Genomic DNA, 19,870 nt, shown 5'->3' on the forward strand with positions numbered 1-19,870 from the left:
GGCGCGCATGACGTCGTAGATGGCGTGGACCACCTGCTGCGGCGTCGGGAACGACGGGGCGCCTGAAAAGAAGCGTTCATGGAGGTCGAGCAGACACGCCGCGTACAGGTGCTTGTGATCGCGCGAAAAAGCTAGAAACGCGTCGTCATGCAAATGGCGGAACAAGGTCAATGACGCGGCTCCTGGGCCCGACTTCATGCTGAGATGGCGACGCTAAACGCATGATGTGCCGGACAACATTGTTATTGAGAGTGGGTCTTGAAAATACAACCGGAAGATCGGTTCTTAGTATGAAGTCCGATCGGAGCCTAGGAGTTCGGTCTTAAGATCCGGACAATCCGGCCTCAAGTCATTGAATTTATTGTTGTTACCATTATGGCAAAATGGATACAAATTTGCTACCATTTTGGCAGGATGGATACAAACCCGTTGTTACCACTTCGCCAAAATGGTAACAAATACCTATGAAGCAGTTTTCCAACATCGACCAAGTCATGTTCTCCGACCTGGTTCAGAAGGCGACCGACGCGGATTTCGACGAGAACTTCCCGGAAAACGGGACCTTTCTCAAACAGAAGCGAGCCAACCGCGAATACTATTACTACAAGGCCTACGAGCCCTCCGGTGGCGAGGGACCGACGAAGACGACTCTCAAATATGTCGGTCCGGCCGATGATCCCGAGATTGCCAAACGCGCGGAAGCTTTCCAGCGCACCAAGATTGGCTATCGCGCGCGACGCGAGCTGGCAGCGAAGTTGAGGCGGGCCGGCTACCCTGCCCCTCCCCACATGGAAGGTCTCGTCGTCAACGAACTCGCGCGCGCGGGACTCTTCCGGCTTCGCGCCACGCTCGTCGGTTCGATGGCCTATCAGACATACAGCGGCGTACTCGGCGTCAAGCTGCCCGACGAGCTCGTGACGACCGAGGATCTGGACATCGCGAAATTCTACGGCATCTCGATCTCGATCGATGAAAGCATGCCCGACATCGAAGAGATCCTGAAAAAGGTGGATCCGACATTTGCGCCCTCATTCTCCACCGATGAAACCAAGCTGTTCAGCGGTTTTGTCAATGCCACCGGCTTCAAGGTCGAATTCCTTACACCAAACCGTGGCGACGAGGACTACTCCTCCAGACTGACGCAGATGCCTTCATTGGGACCGTCTGTAGGTGCGCAGGTGTTGCGGTTCCTAGACTACCTGATCCATGAGCCCATCCGCTCTGTGGTCTTGCACGACGCCGGAGTGCCGGTCCTTGTACCGGCCCCGGAGCGCTACGCCGTCCACAAACTGATCATGGCGACCAAACGGAATGTGTTCTTTGCGGATAAGGCCAAAAAGGACATCAACCAGGCTGGCGCGCTCATTCAAGCATTCAATGCCGTCAAACGTAGTAGCGACCTAGGCTTTGGGTGGATCGAAGCTTGGGAACGCGGAGCCAGATGGCGACGACGGCTTGGTGTTGGCGCCCTGCGTCTTTCGGACGACACTTTCGACATGCTCGCGAAGGGCGTAGCCGAAGCGGCCAAACTCGACGGCAAGCCGGCAGAGGAGTACGGGCTTACGGGAGGCAAGGAAGGTCTTCTGGCGCGCGTTTCAATTGCGAAGCCGACGGCGTCGCCAACGCCGTGATGCCAATTCGGTCGACGAGGCTCTCTCGCCCATCATCGGCGACGGGCGCGCCGGTGCTGCTGCTGATCATCGGCGGCGTCGGCATGCCGAATCACGTGATTGGCTCGCTGATCATCTCGCTGCCGATGCAGCTGACCATGCCGGTGATGTGCATCATGCCGTTCGATCAGCTCGGTCTTGCCGCCGACGCGCTCGAGGCTCAGCACGAAGTAGAGCTGGATCGGAACGTGCTGGCCTGTTTGATGGCCGGTCTGCTTCTTGTCCTCGACCGTGACCGGTTTTTCGATGACGAACGGACTGACGGGCTTGTCGGGGCCACCGCCATGACCTCCCGCCCTGGGCCGGATTGCCGCCCGGGTGTCTTTTTCAAAGTCGCTTTCGGCGCGGCCAGTCCCTTGACCCAGGTCTCGTCCATCCTGCGCGAAGATCCCAATCTCAACGAGGACGCCGCTGCGGCGTTGGACGACCTGATCAAGGCGACGTACGCCCGACTGGCAGATACGAGCAGGGGCCGGTGATGGTTTTTTAATAATTTCAATCGTGGGAAATCGCGGGGCTTCATACGCAATTGCGTATTAGGCACAGATATACGCGGACGCGTATAATCGACTGATATTCGCGATCGCGTATATTGACGATATATACGCATTCGCGTATGGTAACCTATGGATACGATTGCCCGCACCCCCCAACAAGTTGGCGCCGGGATCAGGCGCTACCGGCGGCAGAAGAAGCTCACCCAGGCTGGCCTCGGTGAGAAGATGCATGCGCGTCAAGCGACGGTCTCGAAGCTGGAAGCCGGTGTACCTGCAACGCGGCTGCGCACCTTGATGGATGCGCTGGCCGCGCTCGACCTCGAGTTGGTCATCCGGCCGCGGACCAAATTGACGGCTGAAGCGATTGAGGATCTGTTCTGATGGCGCGTCGTCCTGCCCGCGCGCCGCTCAACGTCTATCTCAACGCACGGCTGGTCGGGCAGCTGCGGCGCGAGAGCAGCGGCGCAATCGATTTCCAGTATGACAAGCAGTGGCTCGCGTGGGAAAATGCCATCCCCGTTTCGGCGTCGCTGCCATTGCGGGAGGATCGTTATATCGGCGATCCCGTCGTCGCCGTTTTTGACAATCTTCTGCCCGATAATGACGACATCCGCCGACGCGTCGCCGAACGCGCGCATGCTGATGGCGCCGACGCTTACAGCCTGCTCTCCGCAATCGGCCGCGATTGCATCGGCGCGCTGCAATTCCTTCCCGACGGTGCCGCACCCGGGGGCGCCGGCGCCATTGATGGCCGCGCCGCTAGCGATCAGGAGGTCGCCGCCATTCTCGGCAATCTTGCCAGCAATCCGCTCGGCATCGGCGCCGACCAGGACTTCCGCATTTCTCTCGCGGGCACGCAGGAAAAGACAGCGCTGCTTTACTGGAAAGACAAGTGGCACGTGCCTCATGGCACGACCGCAACTACGCACATTATCAAGCCGCAGATCGGGAAGTTGCCAAACGGAATCGACCTGACCGGCAGCGTTGCAAACGAGCATCTGTGCCTTGAGCTGGTTGCGGCACTCGGCTTGCCCGTCGCCAAATCAAGCATCATCGATTTCGCCGGGCGCCGCGTGCTCGCAGTTGAACGGTTCGATCGCATCTGGACGCGCGACGGCCGCCTGTTGCGGCTGCCGCAGGAAGACTGCTGCCAGGCGCTGTCCGTTCCGCCCGCGCGCAAGTATGAATCCGACGGCGGACCCGGCATCCACAAAATCTCGGATTTCCTCAAGGGCAGCGATACGCCTGAGGACGACCAGGCCATTTTCTTCAAGGCGCAGATCGTGTTCTGGCTGCTCGCCACCACCGATGGCCACGCGAAGAATTTTAGCATTCATTTGGCGCCGGGCGGACGTTTTCATCTTGCCCCGCTTTACGACATCATTTCGACCCAACCGAGCTTGGACGCTGGACAGATCAGTCAAAACCAAATGAAGCTGGCCATGGCGATCGGCAGCAACCGGCATTACGTCGTCCACACGGTTCTCGGCCGACATTTCGTGCAGACTGCGAAAAGCTGCGGTCTCCCCGACAAAACAGTCAAGCTTGTCATCCAGCAGCTCGGCGATACAGCCGCAAAAGCCATAGATCAGGTGCTGAACGCGCTTCCAAAAGGATTTCCGGAGAAGATGGCCATATCGATTGCTGATGGCGCGAAGCGCCGTGTGAATTCGCTGGCTGCCTAGCCGGGCTGACTGCCCACAGCCAAACCAAGCGGAACGATGAAGGCAACAGAGATCAGAAATCCGCTCAAGGCGTGCAGCAAGCTCGCGGAGACGTCATAGAGTTCGGCCGGTTTGCGCAAGCTGCCAGCCGGCTACGATGACCTCCGTGAACGGTGGCAGGAAGACCGGATCGACCAATCCAAACCTGGATGCTGCCTACCAGAAGAGCAGCAGCGCGATCAGCAATAGGGAGCGTTGCCCGAAAGCAGCCAACCAGCGGCTCAAGAAACGGGCCCGGTTCTCGAACGGCGATTGCCGCTCTCCTTCGACGGCGAGCGGCCCGCGCCGTCCGTATGCAAGGTCCAACAGCGACTGCGTTTCCAAACTAACCATGAGCGACGTCCTTCACTTCACGCTCGACGCGCTGAGGCCGCCCGTCAACTGCCCCCTTGAGCCTCTTCCGCTCACGCCGAGGTCATGGAGTGAAGGGCTTAAAACCTATCGCCAGCCAAAACACAAACTTCAGTTCGATGCGCTTCCGCCATTCCGTCGACTCGCACATCAGGAGGTTTCCGACCGCAATCCGCGTCACGTGACCGACACCGCCGTTTCGCCAGCCGCTTCAAGCTGGTGATCGACAGGTCGAGCGAGATGACAAGGGGACATATTCTATCTTTCGAGAACGCAGAGGCGAAGCGCGGGTGCCGCGCAATCTGCGGAAATCTGCGATTGCCTTCCCTAAGGAGCGGATGTGAACTTTAGAGGCCCGCGCCGCAGTATATCTACGGCATCGTTACTGTGGTGAAGAAGCAACCTTAAGCTTGGTTCCGCGAGCGACAACTCACTTCAGACTTCACAAATGTCGATGAGCGAGTCACTTTTGGCCCAGCATCGAGATGCGCCAGAGGCTTGCTGGAAGGCAACTATTTGACAAGCGTCTGACGGCGCCAGCTCTCGACAGCCTTATCGAGCGTCGCCGCAGCCGCTGGGTCGGCCCAACGATCCCAGAACTGGATCGTGCCGCTAAGCGGTTCGTTTATCGGTTTGGCAATGCGGATACGCGTGGGCAGTAGAATCGCATCGCCAACGACGAGTGCTTCGCCCGTGTCGAGGACCGGAAGCAGGTCGCCGAAGCCGCCGAGGCTGTCGGGCAGCAGCCGCCGCACGACGGCCTGGTCGTCACCGTTGGTTAGCCGCATCGCGATGAGATTGTTGCACTGGCTGGCGACCGTGCGGTTCACTTCGGCGGGGCGTTGGCTGATCACCACCAGTCCGACGCCATATTTCCGCCCCTCCTTGGCGATGCGCTCGAAGGTAGCGATCGCATTCTCCGCGGCGCCCGAAGTCGGATCCTGTGGAATATAAAGATGTGCCTCGTCACAGAACAGAGCCAGCGGATGGCGAAGCCCCTGCGCGCTCCACTGCTGCACGTGGAAGGCCATGCGCGCGACCATGCCGACGATCAGCGGCAAAATGTCGGAGGCAACTTCGGAGAAGTCGATGATCTTGACGCCACCATGGCCGCCTTGGGCCGCCCTGCCACCGAGCAGCAGCTCAACTGCGCGATCGAGCCAATCATAGCTGTCCGCCACGCCGGACGCAGGGAATAGGAAGTCGAGGCGCCGATCGGTGCGTTTGCCCTCGAGGCGCTGGATTAGCCGGCTGAGCTTGCCGTGGAAATCGCCCTGCTTCTCCCCCGTCCTGGCTCCCGGTACCATCTCTGTGTTGAGCCGGTTGAGCTCGCCGAGCACGGTTTCCATCCTGAAAGGCACTGGACTGTCGATCGTGAAGTTGGCGAGCACCTCGACATGACCGCCGGCTTCCAGGAAGCCCGTCTTGGCGTCCACGACGGTACGCGACATGATCATGGCCTGGTTTGGGGCGTTCTGATCGGAGCGGTCAACAAACATCGAGACAAGCGCCTCGTAGCTCATGAGCCAATAGGGCAAATGCAGCACACCATCGTTCAGCCCCTTCCCCGCTTCGATGTCGCTTGGGCCCGCGACGCGAAGATGGACGAAGCCCTCGCCAGCCATCGACGCATATTCTCCGTGCATGTCGAACACGATGGCATTGGCGCTGTCGAGCTCAGCGATTTGCTCGAGCAGCCGGGCGGTCGTCCACGATTTGCCCGAGCCGGTGCTGCCCACGATGAGCGCATGACGCTGGAACAACCGATTGCCATTGACGAACGCCTGAGCGTTGGGATCGAGCGTATAAGCGCCAAGCGACAGGCGCTGCGCGCCGCCGGTCACCTCCGAAATCACGCCCATGAAGCGCGTAAGGCGCTCGCCTTCGAGAGCGAAGCAGCAGGCGTCGATCTCCGGGACGGTCTCTAGCGTCCGGCGGAAGACATTGGCGCGCGGTCCGTCCCGATCGAGCAGCGTGCCGATCAACATAATCCGCACCAGATTGACTTCGGGATGCGCGGCCTCGCCTAGCTCGACATCGGCGATCTTCGCTTCACCGAGCGCGGTACGGATGATCTTTTGGATCACGCCAATCAACTTGTGGCCGGCAAGGCTGCTCTGGAGCGCAACCAGCCGGTTCACCTGCAGCGCCCGCAGCGCCTCGACATCATCGACGTGGACGATTACCGTGGTCGTGTCGACCGATTGGACGCGCCCCAGCGCTTCTTCGTCCGCAAAATTCAGAATGCTCACGCGGAAACTCCTGTCATCTCATTGAGGAAGCGGTCGAGCCGCCAGATCGGTTGATCTACGTCAAACCCGTTGGGCACGTCGTGCATATAGGCGCGCGCGCCCATCGTCCCCTCCTCGATCGCGAGATAGCGCCGGCAGCGTCCGCCGCCGAGGAAGGTCCGGGCGGACGTGGTCAGCTCTTTGGTAATGACGACGAGCGGGACGGAATCGCGGTCGCAACGCTCGATCAGCTTGGTCTGAAGGTGCTCGTCGTTGAAGCCATAACCAACGCAGAAATAGGCGCGGGCGTTCTCGAGCGCGGCATCGCTGCGGCCTAGGATCGTTCGGAACGGCTCGCCATGTGTCAGCCGGTATTTGTCGATGCCCGGCGTGATCATCAGCGGCGAGTATCCGGTCGGCACGTCGCGCATTCCGCGGACGCCGATGATTTGGCCGGCGGAATCCTGGAACCAATCGAGAGAGCCATGCACTTTCCAGACGGCAACCGTACGGGTCACCTGCCGATTAACGAAAACGCGCGTGTTCGAATGGCGAGCGCGCGATTGCAGATAACCGTAGTTGAAGCCGGTGAACGTGCTTACATCGGCGGCGTCCGCGGCATATTCGGCAAGCTGGTCATAGTTTGGCGTGACCACATTAACGGTCTTGTGCGTGCTGTCGAAGAGATGGAGGTACAGCCGCGAGAGCGGCAGCGCGCGCCGGTCCGCCACAAGCGTCTGGAGGACGCGAAGATCGTGCGGCAGCAAGAAAGCGCGGGTCTCGCTGGCGACGAACTGGGTCTGGCGTTCCGTCGGGCGCACGGCCTGGAGGGCGCTTTCGAGATCATCGCCGGCCGCAAGCTGCGCGATGAACTTATCCCATTCGCTCCTCTCGTCTGCTGTCCAGCTCGTGGGCGGCTTAACAGCGGAAAGCTGCAACGCCAAGGCGCCCATGCCGGGCACACCGTGCGCAGCCGAGGCGCCGCTGCCCAGAATGATCACCGGTGCGGGCTGAGCGCCGCCTGCGCGAATTCCTGCGCGATCTCCGGCGCGCTCTTGGCCGCCATACAGTCCCTTCCCGACCAACGCCGACTGTATCCACTACAGCCGTCGTCATCCCTATGAGATTTAGTGGATGGATCAATTTCGGCGAGGATTGCATCCTCGCTAAATGTGAAATTAGCCCTTGGCCGATCAGGTTACGCTTGGTGTCGCGACGACGAAGGGCCTGCAGGACCGTGAACTTTCTCGGATTGATTTTCCCCAAAGGAAGTCCGAGAAGCATGTCGACGCAAACTCCGCGTCGCGGACGGCTTTTGTAGTTAGAGATAATGATCTCGAGACATGCATTCTGCAATCCATCTAAGCAACGTTCTTCATTTGATGTGGACGAGGCTCCAGCATTGCCGTCGAAACACTCCTGCCAAACGCAGTAGACGCCACATCAAGCAGGTGCTGGTGATGGGTGAAGAAAAGCACCTGCGTTTTCTCCGCAAGCAGTTGCAACACCCTGAAACCGGCCGAGGCGCGCGCATCGTCATAATTGATGAAAAGATCATCTGCGATAAATGGCACCGGCGTAGCATGCATCAGATACTCTTCAACGGCAGCAATGCGCAGCGCGAAAAAGAGCTGATCGGCGGCGCCTTCGCTGAGACCTGATACGGGCACCGCTCCCCCGTTCCCGCGCACGCCCGCCAGATGTGGCACATCTTTTTCGTCGTATTCGAGCGTAAGGCGTTGGAACGAGCCGCCGGTCAGAATAGAGAACAGCTCCCCTGCCCGTTTGAGCAATGGTGCCTGCTTCTCGCGCCTAAACCGCTCGATCGCCCACCTCAGGATGATGGTTGCGGAGCGAACGCGCGCATACTGCGCCGCCACCTCCTTCATCTCGGCCAAAGCCAGCTGACGATCACCAGCAGCTTTGGCCGCAGCGGCGTCGCCGCCGACGGCTTCGAACAAACGCTCAGCATCATTGCGACTCTGAATTGCGATCAGCTGGCGTTCCCTGGCATCGTTGAGTATTGCCTTCAGCGTTTGCTCCCGAGCCGTTGTTTGATCGAGATCGGCGCTGCGGCATTCCTCGGCGAGTTGTTCGACACCAAGCCCATCGCCATCAGCCTCAAGCGTGGTCCGCAAGCGCGATCGCTCACCCCTAAGCGCGCGTTGTAGATCGGACTGAAGAATAGCCGCTCGCAATCTGTCGATCGAATCGACGGCTGCGGCCCTCTTGAGGCGATCTATTACAGCCTCGGCGTCCGTCCTGGACTTGTCGCATTCTTCCAATTTCTTCTGCAGGCCCTGCATCGCCTCAGCTTTTTCGTCGCGGGACACGACAGTCTGCCTCGCCGCATTCAATTGCGCATGGAGTTGCAGGATTGCTTCATCTGCATTCTGCCCGGAAAACCGCGGCGCGATCGCATTTACGAGCTTTTCGACATCCTCGGTAAACGCCGTGATGTCCCGCTCGATCTTTCCAATGCGCTCGTGCTTCAAATCCGCGATCTTGGCAGACGTCTCCCGCATTTGATCGATTGCTTCGATTTGCGCTTGAACGGTCTCAAGCGGGGCTTCGGGTAACAGATTGATGCCCCTCAGGGCCTCTTTCCATTGCGCGTTCCAGACATCACGCTCTTTCGCAGCGTTTTCAACAGCCACGCGCCTGCGTTCGACTTCTGTTGCGACCTTCCGTTGCTCTAGCGCGAGTTCATTCCTCTTTTGTGTGTTGCCCTCCTCCATGCGGAGGCCCGCTTCGGCAGCCGCAAGAATTCCGTTCAGCGGCAGACTATCTGCCGAGGCTGCGATTGCCGTGTCCGCCATCAAGCTGGCGAGCTGTTGCTTGGCTTTTGCAATTTGCTGCTGGAGCGAGGACTCTGCATGAAGCGCGGCGTCACGCTTGGCGATTTGATCGAGCACGCCAGCCCTTGCATCGAGCCAATCCAGCATTTCGTCCGGAGAACGCGGGTTATCGGTAACCTGTTTCCACAGGATCGCCCAGGCCTCGGCCAATGCCTTCTGCTCTTCGGCTAACGAAAACAGCTCCTGCTTGGCGGATTCAAGGACGTCTTGCTCTTCAGCGATTTGCCGCGCCAGCACCATGGCCGCAGCCGTCGACTGCGCATTCTGAAAACGACGGTCCGCCGCGGTGTCGGCGTCTTCGATGGCCTTCACATAGGCATCGAGCAGCGGCTCGCCGCTTGTAAAAGCGAGCTCCTCCGATTCTGGCACCATGATCTTGTCGACATGTCTGCGCCTGATGATAGACCATCCGGCATCCCGCCGTTCGCGCAGTTTCTTCAACTCCTCAACGCCGACAATTCTTTCATCTGACACAAGACGAGCATAAGACTTTCGATTGTTTTCGACTGTACGGGTCAGCTCACGCGTCACAGCTTGCTGGCGCTGAATACGCGCCTGAAGCTCGCGGGCAGCATCGCGATGCACCCTTACCGCCTCTTCCGCCGGACTTTTCAAGGCCTGCAAACTCGTTTCACTCACGATAGGCGGATTCATATCAGCCATTTGCCGCTGACATGATCTATCGGCATCCTGATGCTCTTGATGGATACTCAGAAGACGCGCATCGAGATCGCCAAAAGCACGAATGGACTCGACGACCCCAGCCAGCACCGAAAGGTCTTTCTGCGCTCCGAGCGCTTCAATCCGTGCCTGTATATCAGCGAGTTTTTCGCTGGCATCCTCTAGCGCCGCTTCAGCGCTATCAACGGCGGCAAATCGGCTGCCACGCGATGTCAACAGTCCGCGGACTGCTGCAACCTTAGCCCGCGGCGGAATTCTCTCGACCAGGTCGGCGACTGACCCTGTCCACCCCAGTTCAATCGCCGCGCGCTTCAGGACTTCTTCCGCTGCGGCGAGTTCGGCCCGGCGCTTCGGTAAGTCCGCCCGGCCCGAAGACAGCTGTATGCTGCGCTTCGAAAGTCGTTCAATCTCCGTTTGGTGGAGCAGAACGCTATCGTCAACCACGAGTCTGGAAATTTCCGTGCCGATTGTTGCGATCTGTTCGCGGAATGCGCTTATACGCACTTCTGCAGCAGCGTTATCGTCCGAGGCCTCCTCAAATCGCCTGGCCGCGTCGGGAGGTAATTCGACCACCGCGCCGAGGTCCACTATCTCGGTTTCAATCTCTTGAAGCCGACGCACACCGCGATATACGCGCCGGACTCGAGAAATCTTCGCAAGTTCGGAAACTTGCTCTTCGATTTCCTTCTCGATCTGATTGCAAAGGCCGCGCGCCTCTTCAAAGGCGGATTTCAATTCCTGCCATTTGCTTGCGCTCACCGTGTGTTGACGCAACGCCGCATCAGCCTCTTTAAGGCGGTCTTCCGCTTGGTAGTATTTCCGGTGTCCCGCCTTGCGGCTGGCCCAGAGCCCATCCGCCTCTGCCTGCATCGCACCCAACCGATCGCGGAGACCTGACACGCCGGCCCCGGCGGCGAACAATGCCGCGCCGATATCATCCTTGGCCTGGGTGATATCCCGTCCGCCAGCCCGCAGGCGCTCATGGTCAAGACAGAACATCCGGCAGAAAAACGCACGGTCCATCCCGCCGAGCAAAGGAGCAAGCAGGCCATCGCCAGCCGCAATCGGCAGATCGTCCGGACCGAGAAGCGTATCCTTGTTGCCCTTGCGACGCCGGACCGAAAGCAGCGCGCCGTCGCGTTCCAGGGCGGCGCCGATGCGCAGCGCCGCATTCTCATGCAGGAAATTACGGGATGATTGCCCGGGAATACCGAAGAGCAGATCTTCAATCGCCGACATCGTCGTCGACTTTCCAGCCTCATTCTCGCCATACACGATATGAAAGTCAGGTTCGCCTGACGGAAAATGAAGCGTCGTGCCGGTGAAATGTCCGTAACGGATTAGGTCAAGAGAACGAATACGCACGGATCAACGCCTTTCCGCGGTCAGACGTGCGCTCAGATATTCGCCAGCCTGCTCAATCACAACCGAGTATTGTTTCGCGATCACCGCTTCGAGAAGAAAATCGTCAATATCAAGTGCCGCGTCGTGAGGAAGCCTGCGGACAAGGTCGCCCAGATCGTTCGCGATTTCTGCCTGGAGATCGGAATCCCCCGCAGCCTGAGCTAGCAGGACTTTGAGATCGTTGATCGCGCTGCCCTCTGACTGGATAGAAACTGCCGTCGCAGGCACGGTCGCATTGATCACACGTTCGATCCATGCAACCTCTTCGCCAAGAGCCAGTGCTGCGGCTCTCGCTTCAGCCAACAATTGCGGCGCAGACGCCATCAGTTCGGCGTGAAGAGCCGTCGGGCCACTTAGTTTGATGCGACAAGCCAGCAGTCGGCCTTCTGCGTTCTTGGCCGCCTCGTCGATCGAACGTTTGATTTGATCTACAACATCCCCGAACCGCGCGCTACCACTGACCGGTACATCGACATGCATCCACCGCACGACATCCGTTTGGAGCAGCTCAGCGCCTTCGATCGCTCCGTCTTGGACCGTAACGAGCTGCGCCGATTTCGGGCCGGCTTCGCGGATGTGGCGCCCCTGTAGATTGCCGCAAAACACCACGTGCGGATTTTGATGCAGTACGCCGCCCTGATGCACGTGCGCGAGCGCCCAATAGTCGTACCCCTTGTTGACCAACTCTTCGAGCGTGCAAGGGGCGTAGTTCTCGTGAGAACCACCCATTCCGCCGAGTGCAGTATGCAGCACGCCGATGTTGAAATAGCCTTTGATCGGCGCGGGATAGGCTGCTGCCAGATTTTCCGTCGTCGCCTGCAGGCGGAAGCTTTGACCGTGAAGGGCGACGCGGCAATCATCGAGCTTGAAAGTTTGGGGCTTTCGATAGCTAAACACCTCAACATTGTCAGGAAGCGTCAGCCGCTTCGTGATTTGGTTTTCGGCGTCATGATTGCCGTGCAACACGAAGGCGGGGATTTTCGCCGCCCGCAAACGACCCATCTGCCGAACGAAAAACAGGCCGGTGTGAAAATCGCGCCAATCGCCGTCGTAGAGGTCTCCGGCGATGACCACGAAAGCCGCCTGTCTATCGATTGCCTGAGTAATGAGGTCCTCAAAGGCAGTTCGGGTCGCCGTTCGAATGCGCTCGGCCGCTGGCCCCTCCTGTCCGCTCAGGCCTCTCAGGGGGCTGTCCAGATGTATGTCGCCGGTATGGATAAATTGGAAAGTGCTCACAACAGGACTCGCTTAATTCCAATCAGAACAAACTAGTAAAATCCTTTTATCGCAATCTTGAGCGGAGTGTTGTCACCAAGTATCCGCAAACGCGGAAAGGGATTGTCGATGAGGGCTCGAAGGGGCCGCCGAATTTGAGGGTGACGCGAAGATTCGGTGGCACGTTTAACATGAGTATCGCGTTATTCATGTTGCGGACAGCGTGTCTTTGGTAACAGTTCGGACAAGGTCGTATCTGAGCTAGCTCCTCAGTCCTGCGAGCCGCTTTCCTAGCGACCTCGCGTCGAAATTCTCGCAAATGCGGCGATCGGTTGGGAACACACACCGTGCCGCAACCGCGGTTTATCCGCCCAGGGCCTTCGTCTCATGACGACTTTGGTCGTCGGACCGGTCCAAGACAGGCCGCTGCGACATCGACTTCGCAGTCGATACCGCCGCCCCGTCGCAACGTAAGACGCCGCCATAATGGTAAAGAGGCTTTTCACTGCGCGAGGCAGCAATCCTGACGCGCGATAGAATTTTCGCCACAAACATTGACCGCCAGCCGTGGCCGGAGAGTAGTCGCGGGCCTTTGTACCAATGCAAAAGGATGATGGCACTGCTTTTCGGCCCCTTAGAAATCGACCCGATTACAGCAGATTCGTTGTCGTAGCCAAACGGGGCTCCGAGCTTGTGCAGTGGAAGTACAAGCGCGAAAACGAACCCACAATTCACGCGGCGCGTTCAAAGAATCGGAGCTGCCGCTTTGGAGACGACCAACTGTGGTCACTCTCACGGAACCCGATCGCAGCGAGCCGAATTGCCGAGGTGCCTGATCACTTCCAGTTGTCCCTCCTGGGAGAGACTTAAAGCCTTCGCGACGATCCCCCACCTTCATCTTCCGCAACTCCGGAGAAACTCTGGTGCGCAGCATCCGAAGCAGCCTCGCTGCTTGGCATCGATAGAAAGCTGCTGCTGCGTGAGCTCATTCGGCTTGAGCCTTGATTCGGACTCGTCGGCCGGACACCGTCCAGAACGGAAAATTTACCTCGTCACGAAGAGGAAAATTCGTCAATTTCCTGCCGCGCACCGCAGATATCAAGCGAATTTTCTCATTTCGCGCTGGAGTTCATCGAAGGAATCAACTGCATGGATGTACCCATGCGGTACTGCAGATACGCCATCGCCGCCAATGATCACGCCAAATACCAATTTGGGGTTTATCGATATCGGATTGGAATGGATGCGCGTGCAGGCCGATCGCGAGTGAGCGCGCCATGTTTTCAGGCGGTGATGTGCGATTCGAAGAAGTCGAACAGCGCGATACAATCGAAAAGGGGTCGCCCTTCAGCGACCCCTTTGCCGGTTGCAATCGACTTCGGGATGAAATTCCAGCCCCGGCGCCAAATTATTGGTATCTAAATGCCGAGTGAACTCCGTACAACTACGGTAGGTAGCGCTGTAACAATTCCTCTCCGCGTCCTCGGTAGCGCGCTTAACCTTTCCACTGACGCCAATGGACGGGACACCCATACCAAGTGCCTCACCTCACCAGGGCTGGGCGTCCTGGATTGTTTAAGCCTTTCAGCGCGACTGCGATCCATATCGCGAAGGCGTGCAGCTCGATATCCGTAAACGGCTCGCTTAACGCGATCAGGGGTCGGTGATCCGGCCGCGGTTACAGAAGCGATCGCGCGTCAGCGGCCGGATCAGAGACCAGCTGGTAGCGCGCGAAGACCTCAGCACATTGGGCGGCGTTCTCTCGGGGAGCGGCGGGCCTGTTCGAGCGTCAGCGCTGATCGGACGATGATCCGCTACAGCTTCAGCCGCCCTCCAGACACGCCTCGGCCCGGACGATTGCGCGATCGCGCCAACGATGATGGGGCTGCTGCGCCTTCCGGCGCTGGCTCCGCTTGCTTCAGGCGCTCTAGGTAGCCGCGTGCGCGCGAAATCACCGCCTCGACCACTATGTCCAGGACGGGATCGCCGCCGGCAGGCATGGCTTCGACCTCGGCCTTGGCCGCCATTGCATGGTGCGTCACGGCCTGAGCAATCTCGGAGACGCGCCGGATCGTCTGCGCTGGAGAGAGCTTGCAGTCGGTGGCGAAGCGCTCCCAGTGGTTGCGTCCGAGCTGGTCAGCCTGCTTCTGCCCGCCGATCTTCTGCGCCATGTTGCGGGTGATCTTCGGATATGGCGCCGCACAGACGATGTCGTAGCCTGGCGCCAGGGCGGCGCCGCGCGCCGATAGCATCAGCGAGTAATTTTTGGCGTGAGAATCCGTGTTCCAAACCATCGGATTGAAGATTGCAAGATCGACGAAACGGGCGGTCTCCTGTGCGGTCATTTGGCGCTGGGTCACGCCAACCATGTCGGCCAATGATGGTCCTTTTAGGCCTCTATCGTTGTTCTGGTACTTGGCAGCTGGCGGTCGGCCCAGGGCTTGGCAAAAGTCCTCCTGATGCAGCCGCCGCCACCTCTTGCCCTCATGACGGCGGTCATAGCGCTCAACCAGCAGGTAGGTACGTTCGCCTGCCGTCCCGGTCGTCACCTTCGGCGTCGGGATTCCGATCATGCGCGCGAGCGTCAGGCAGAATGCCTCGTTCTGGACGGCGCCAGGCAAGCGCTCGTCATCGGGCTTGATGATGTGGGTCGATGGCGCGCCGTCGATCGGTATGTACAGGGTGTCGCCATCCAGAGCGACGGCGAGCTTCGTCTGCACACCGGCAAGCGACATCGACACGCCATCTTCGCCGACGAGCAAGGGCTTGTGGGGTAACTCATTGAAGATGCGCTCGAGGGAGGCCTTGTCGGGGATCTCTCGCCATTTGCCGGCGATCAGCCCGGTGCCAGGCTGTCCGACGGAGAGCGCGCCGGCGGTGTCGCGGCCCATTTCGGCAAGAAGACCGATGACATCGGCCGGCGACTTGCCGAGCATATGACCTACGGTCCCGAGAGTTGCGTTCTCCGGCAGCAGATTTGCCGCCCATGTCAGAATTACCGAGGCATCGTACGACGCCCGCGTGAGCGGCATGGTGAGCGACACAGGGAAGGCGCCGGTCAGCCCGCGCCAGGATTCGGCATAGGTGAAGCCTGACGCTTCGTCGGCGGCCGTGATCCAGCCGACCTCTCGCGTCTCAAAGTAGACCGGAAGACGGTCCATGAGGCTCCTCCTCGTCGCTGTCGGGAATGTCCGGTGTCTCGGAAGTGTTCGCGCGGCGGGCTTGGGCATCCTTGAGAACATCCTCGATGCGCAGCCCGAGCACGTTTGCCACGTGCAGGCTGCGCCCGAGCTGACAGGTGCTTTTTCCGGCCTCGAGGTCGACGATGAAGCGCTTTCCTGTCCCGCTCACCATGGCCAGCTCGTCCTGCCGGAGGCGCTGGCGTTTGCGTTCTTTCTGGATGAGGCGACCGAATGCTGCAGCGAACTCTGCGGCTTGGCGGGCGACACCGGTCTCGCCAGGAGCCTCGTTTCCGCCCGAGGGGGGAGTGCCGTTTGGAGGCGTGTTCATAGCTCTCTCATCATAAGTTACCGAACGGGAACTTTATGGGTTGAAACAGCAAATGTCCAAGGAAAAGTTACCGATCAGGAACTTTTCGTGTAGTTCCGATGGAAGGAGGATAAAAGTTACCGGGCGGGAACATTTCCCTCAAGCCAACGCTGAACGGGCCAGAAAGTTACCGATCGGGAATTCTGCTCCCCGAGCACTGGGTTCCTCGAAAAGAAGATCGAGACGACCGGCGGGAAAATCCGCGCTAATCTCCGTCGAGCGAAGCATGTTCCTTAGCGCCGCTCGGTGTCGAGCGGCGCTGCCGGCCCCACAACGATCTCGGCGAGCTTGTAGGCGGCGGCAGCTCATCGTGATCGGAACGCCGGTTTGATCTTGCCACAAGTTGACAATTGCCCTTCTTGCGCTACCGCGCTGCCCGCCATGGCTAGGTGCAGAGGCGTTAGGACCCCGGCTAAAGGCCGAGATCGGCATCACCGAGGACAAGATCAAGTGTCGATCGGCGAGGCGATCATCGCCGAGACGGCACCAACTGACAGCTTACCCTCAGCAAAATCAGCTGCCGCCGTGGCGTGAAGCCTCGCCGAATCGAACACCGGTAATTCTGAATGTTCCGGGCCGATGAGAAGGCCAATCTCCGTGCAGCCGAGGATAACGGCGTCGGCGCCCCGTGTACGACCGCGCGCGATCATGTCGATAACTTCCTGGCGCGACAGATCAGAAACAGTGCCGCAGCACAACTCATCGAAGATGACATTGTGGATCCGGCTCCGCTCGCCCTCCCCCGGTATGACAGGTGAAAGGCCGAAGCGCTGCCGCAGGCGATCACAATAGAACGGTTGCTCCATCGTATAGCGCGTCGCAAGCAACAGTGGTCGCTTGAAGGAAGCAGCGAGAAGAGCCGCAGCGGTCACATCGACGATGTGGATGAGCGGCACACTCAGCTCGGCAGCAACAATGTCGGCAATCACATGCATCGTATTGGTGCAGATCAGGATGCAGCTGGCGCCCGCGTCAACCAACTGCCGGGCTATCCTCGTTAAATAAGCCGCGGCTTGCTTCCAATCTCCTGCGTTCTGAAGGGTGACGATATAGCCGAAGTCAACCGAGCGCAGCAAGATGTCTGCCGAGGCGAGACCGCCGCGGCGCTGACGGACGATTTCATTGACTTCCTTGTAATAGATGGCCGTGCTTTCCCAGCTCATCCTCCGATCAGCCCAATCGTCCGCTGCACTTTGAGATCTCCACTTCATTGCGAAGGTGGCACAGGTTTACCGCGCTTTCGGCGGCAAAATCTCGGCCTTGTTTCGCGCAATCGCTCTGGAAAGTGCAAATCAAGGGCCTTATCTCTGCGATAGCAAAAACTCTTCTCACCCGAGCTCCGAAGCCGGCTGAAAAAACATGACGTTGGACGATCGCGACCTGAAGATTCTGGACAAGTTGCAGCTCGACGCAGCAATTCCCGTCACAGCGCTTGCCGAATCGACCAATCTTTCGGTGTCCGCTTGTTGGCGGCGTATCAAGCACATGGAGGACAGTGGCCTGATCTGCCGGCGCGTCGTCCTGGTTGACAGACGCAAAGCCAACGTGCCGATGACTGTGTTTATGAGTGTACGCACGTCGCGTCATTCGATGGCGTAGCTCGTCGCAGGTGCCGTCTTCAAGAGCTCGAGCCGTTTGCTTTCGGCACCAAAGTACCAAAGTGATGTTGGCGTGAGATAGTTAGAGACGGTAAACGTCATTTCATCGTTTTGCGCGGAAGTGGCTGATAGACTTACGGTCGCATTCTTCGGCAGCGGGACTGGTGTGGCATGCCAGACACCTTGATCGTACCTGTAGGACGAACGCCTTGCTTTGAAGGTTATCAAGAATGGTCAGGACCAGGAACTTCCTGGTGCGGCCAAATCCGCTGAGTGCCTGCCGGCAGTTGGGCTGGAAAACGACAGAGGGTTTCGCACGCAGCGGATCCTGCTTCCATTCGGCCAAATCATAGGAGATCATTGAGCCGGCCTTGAAGCTGGTATCGCCGGAGCGGATCCAGTCTGCGTCCAGTTTCACAAGCAGCCGGCCACTCGCGATACCGACGATCAAGGCCTTCTTCGGCCGATCGAGCTCGATCGGCCCGGCGGGTCCGAACAGCACATACTGCCGCTCGAAGCCGTTGATTCGACAGACCACGGCGGTTACATCCATCCGCCCTTCACGAAGCACAAACGGCGAGGTCTTGAAGTCGGTGTGCTGGCCGCGAAAGACTTCGCGCGCCTGATCGAGCGGCTGAGCGCGCTTGAGTTCCTTCAACACGAAAGGGAAGCCGGCCTCGGTCGTGGTCCCCTCGCCCCAATCACGTGCAACAAGGACGGTGTCACGATCAATCCAGCTGACGCTCTGCTTGCCCTCGGGCAGTTGGAATCCACCTGCAACAAAGCTTTTGGCTTCGCTGTCGAACTCGCGTATGGACACGGCGTCCTTGCCGCCGTCGGAGAGTTTGACGAGGCAACGCCGCCCAAGGCAGCGGCGACCCTTGTAGACCAGTTCTTGTTCTCGGCGAGAGCGAGCGCGTCAATGTCCAGGATGGTCTCCCATCGGGGATCCTGGCCGCGGTAGCTCTCAAGCGTAGTGCGCCGCCAGATGCCGCGCACATGGCTCTCGTCTTGCCAGAAATTTTCGAGACCTTGCCGTTTCAGCGAAACGAACGGAATCCGGTCTTTTGCCTGGAGGATCGTCAGCGCGTCCCGGTAAAAGCGATCGTAGCGAGGATCCGATTGCAGCAAGCCGAGCGTCTTTTCGTTCTCGGCCTGTGCCCAGGCCAATGCGCGCGGTCCCTCGACCTCCTCAAGCCAGAGGCACGAATCGTCCACTGGGGTCGCACAGCGAGCCCGTGGAGCAGCGCGACTGGGAAACACATCATCGAGAGCAACGCGGCGCGCAGAAGGGACTTTTTCATTTGCCTTATCCTCGGACCAGGCACGCAGGCCGAGCCCACAAGTTCTTGCGTGTGGGCAAACGTAGCGAAATTCGTGTTGCGACCGTGCACGCGCTATCTCGCGCCGCCCGCAGCTCGATCTGTGCAAGCAGCATGCCGCCGGCAAACAGCAGGTTTCCGCCGTATCGTGCCGCATCGCCATGCCAGCTTCCCGACATTGGCTCTGAAGCTGACAATCAGGTGTCCGACGAGTTACGTTTCGGCATCATCCTTTCAGGCCGCCGATTCGACCGCGGAACCGCATCAGCAGTGCGATATTGCGGCGGGGCTGCTTCTCGCTTGCGTTCGGACAGTGTGAGCTCTTAGCCGCCTATGTGTTGGCCGCGTAATTTACGAGCGGGCATCGTGCGACAAAGAAGAGCTCGTTGAGCGGTAGCTAAATCGCCGTCAGGAAAAAGGCCGTGTTCATGGCACATCTGCGAACGCTGATTTGACGATATCGCAACAGGACACTACAGCTAATTTCATTGGGACGCTGGAAGGCAACATGAAGCGAGGTCCAAATTTATCTATCTCCTTCCAAACGCAGGGATTTCGGGATGCGCTGTGCTTTTGCGCTTGAGATAAAGGACACGCGTACGCGATCCGAGATAATTGCCGATCAATTCCATGTAACGGCACCCCAACGCGTGCCGTGTCGGGCCAGCCGCGCGTCCTTGTATGATGCTGACGAGTACTGGCGCGGGCGATCTCGCTCTACATCTACGAATTCCGATTGAAGCCTTAGAAGTTAAGTGCCGGAGTGGGGA

General features: G+C 59.1%; 11 protein-coding genes and 5 pseudogenes. 7 read left to right on the forward strand and 9 right to left on the reverse strand.

Annotated features, from left to right (window positions below; genetic code table 11):
* The first annotated feature begins 464 nt into the window (after positions 1 to 464).
* The 5 genes from I6F21_RS26780 (at position 465) to I6F21_RS26800 (ending at position 4,465) form a co-directional block, all read left to right on the forward strand.
* Complete coding sequence (locus I6F21_RS26780; RefSeq protein WP_225183715.1) at positions 465 to 1,631, forward strand: GSU2403 family nucleotidyltransferase fold protein; 1,167 nt, start codon at positions 465 to 467, stop codon at positions 1,629 to 1,631.
* A 53-nt stretch (positions 1,632 to 1,684) separates the two neighbouring features.
* A complete protein-coding gene (locus I6F21_RS26785) occupies positions 1,685 to 2,149 on the forward strand; it encodes a hypothetical protein (protein ID WP_225183716.1) in 465 nt (154 codons plus the stop codon).
* Between the two features lie 147 nt (positions 2,150 to 2,296).
* Positions 2,297 to 2,548, forward strand: a complete 252-nt coding sequence (locus I6F21_RS26790; RefSeq protein ID WP_225129751.1) for a helix-turn-helix transcriptional regulator — start codon at positions 2,297 to 2,299, stop codon at positions 2,546 to 2,548.
* Positions 2,548 to 3,852 (forward strand): type II toxin-antitoxin system HipA family toxin, encoded by a 1,305-nt coding sequence (locus tag I6F21_RS26795; RefSeq protein ID WP_225183717.1) that lies wholly within the window; start codon positions 2,548 to 2,550, stop codon positions 3,850 to 3,852. Before I6F21_RS26790 ends, I6F21_RS26795 begins: the two co-directional genes overlap by 1 nt.
* A gap of 136 nt (positions 3,853 to 3,988) precedes the next feature.
* Positions 3,989 to 4,465, forward strand: coding sequence for a hypothetical protein (locus I6F21_RS26800; protein WP_225183718.1), 477 nt, complete (start codon positions 3,989 to 3,991; stop codon positions 4,463 to 4,465).
* Positions 4,466 to 4,754: 289 nt separating this feature from the next.
* Here I6F21_RS26800 and I6F21_RS26805 read toward each other — a convergent pair whose 3' ends face one another.
* From I6F21_RS26805 to I6F21_RS26820, 4 genes are all read right to left on the reverse strand, one after another.
* On the reverse strand, positions 4,755 to 6,494 hold the full coding sequence (locus I6F21_RS26805; RefSeq protein WP_225183719.1) for an ATP-binding protein: 1,740 nt from the start codon (positions 6,492 to 6,494) through the stop codon (positions 4,755 to 4,757).
* Positions 6,491 to 7,558: an SIR2 family protein gene (locus tag I6F21_RS26810; protein WP_225183720.1), complete on the reverse strand. Its 1,068-nt coding sequence runs from the start codon at positions 7,556 to 7,558 to the stop codon at positions 6,491 to 6,493. The genes I6F21_RS26805 and I6F21_RS26810 overlap by 4 nt, the downstream gene beginning before the upstream one ends.
* 276 nt (positions 7,559 to 7,834) lie before the next feature.
* Positions 7,835 to 11,377: a YhaN family protein gene (locus tag I6F21_RS26815; RefSeq protein ID WP_225183721.1), complete on the reverse strand. Its 3,543-nt coding sequence runs from the start codon at positions 11,375 to 11,377 to the stop codon at positions 7,835 to 7,837.
* A 3-nt stretch (positions 11,378 to 11,380) separates the two neighbouring features.
* A complete protein-coding gene (locus tag I6F21_RS26820; protein ID WP_225183722.1) occupies positions 11,381 to 12,652 on the reverse strand; it encodes a DNA repair exonuclease in 1,272 nt (423 codons plus the stop codon).
* A gap of 958 nt (positions 12,653 to 13,610) precedes the next feature.
* On the opposite strand from I6F21_RS26820, the gene I6F21_RS26825 reads away from it, so the two are divergent.
* Complete coding sequence (locus tag I6F21_RS26825) at positions 13,611 to 13,901, forward strand: hypothetical protein (protein WP_225183723.1); 291 nt, start codon at positions 13,611 to 13,613, stop codon at positions 13,899 to 13,901.
* Between the two features lie 775 nt (positions 13,902 to 14,676).
* Here the strand turns inward: I6F21_RS26825 and I6F21_RS26830 are convergent.
* From I6F21_RS26830 to I6F21_RS26840, 3 pseudogenes are all read right to left on the reverse strand, one after another.
* A pseudogene (locus I6F21_RS26830) lies at positions 14,677 to 15,873 on the reverse strand (type II toxin-antitoxin system HipA family toxin); the annotation flags it as partial.
* A pseudogene (locus tag I6F21_RS26835) lies at positions 15,866 to 16,033 on the reverse strand (transcriptional regulator); the annotation flags it as partial. The pseudogenes I6F21_RS26830 and I6F21_RS26835, both read right to left, overlap by 8 nt.
* Before the next feature lie 593 nt (positions 16,034 to 16,626).
* Positions 16,627 to 17,372: pseudogene (locus tag I6F21_RS26840) on the reverse strand (aspartate/glutamate racemase family protein).
* A 167-nt stretch (positions 17,373 to 17,539) separates the two neighbouring features.
* On the opposite strand from I6F21_RS26840, the pseudogene I6F21_RS26845 reads away from it, so the two are divergent.
* Positions 17,540 to 17,770: pseudogene (locus tag I6F21_RS26845) on the forward strand (winged helix-turn-helix transcriptional regulator); the annotation flags it as partial.
* Between the two features lie 111 nt (positions 17,771 to 17,881).
* On the opposite strand, the gene I6F21_RS26850 reads toward I6F21_RS26845, so the two are convergent.
* On the reverse strand, positions 17,882 to 18,598 hold the full coding sequence (locus I6F21_RS26850) for a hypothetical protein (protein ID WP_225183780.1): 717 nt from the start codon (positions 18,596 to 18,598) through the stop codon (positions 17,882 to 17,884).
* Between the two features lie 146 nt (positions 18,599 to 18,744).
* Positions 18,745 to 19,263 (reverse strand): annotated as a pseudogene (locus I6F21_RS39065) (hypothetical protein); the annotation flags it as partial.
* Positions 19,264 to 19,870: the final 607 nt, after the last annotated feature.

It is taken from the genome of Bradyrhizobium sp. NBAIM03 (genome assembly GCF_020194055.1).
Lineage (GTDB): Bacteria > Pseudomonadota > Alphaproteobacteria > Rhizobiales > Xanthobacteraceae > Bradyrhizobium > Bradyrhizobium yuanmingense.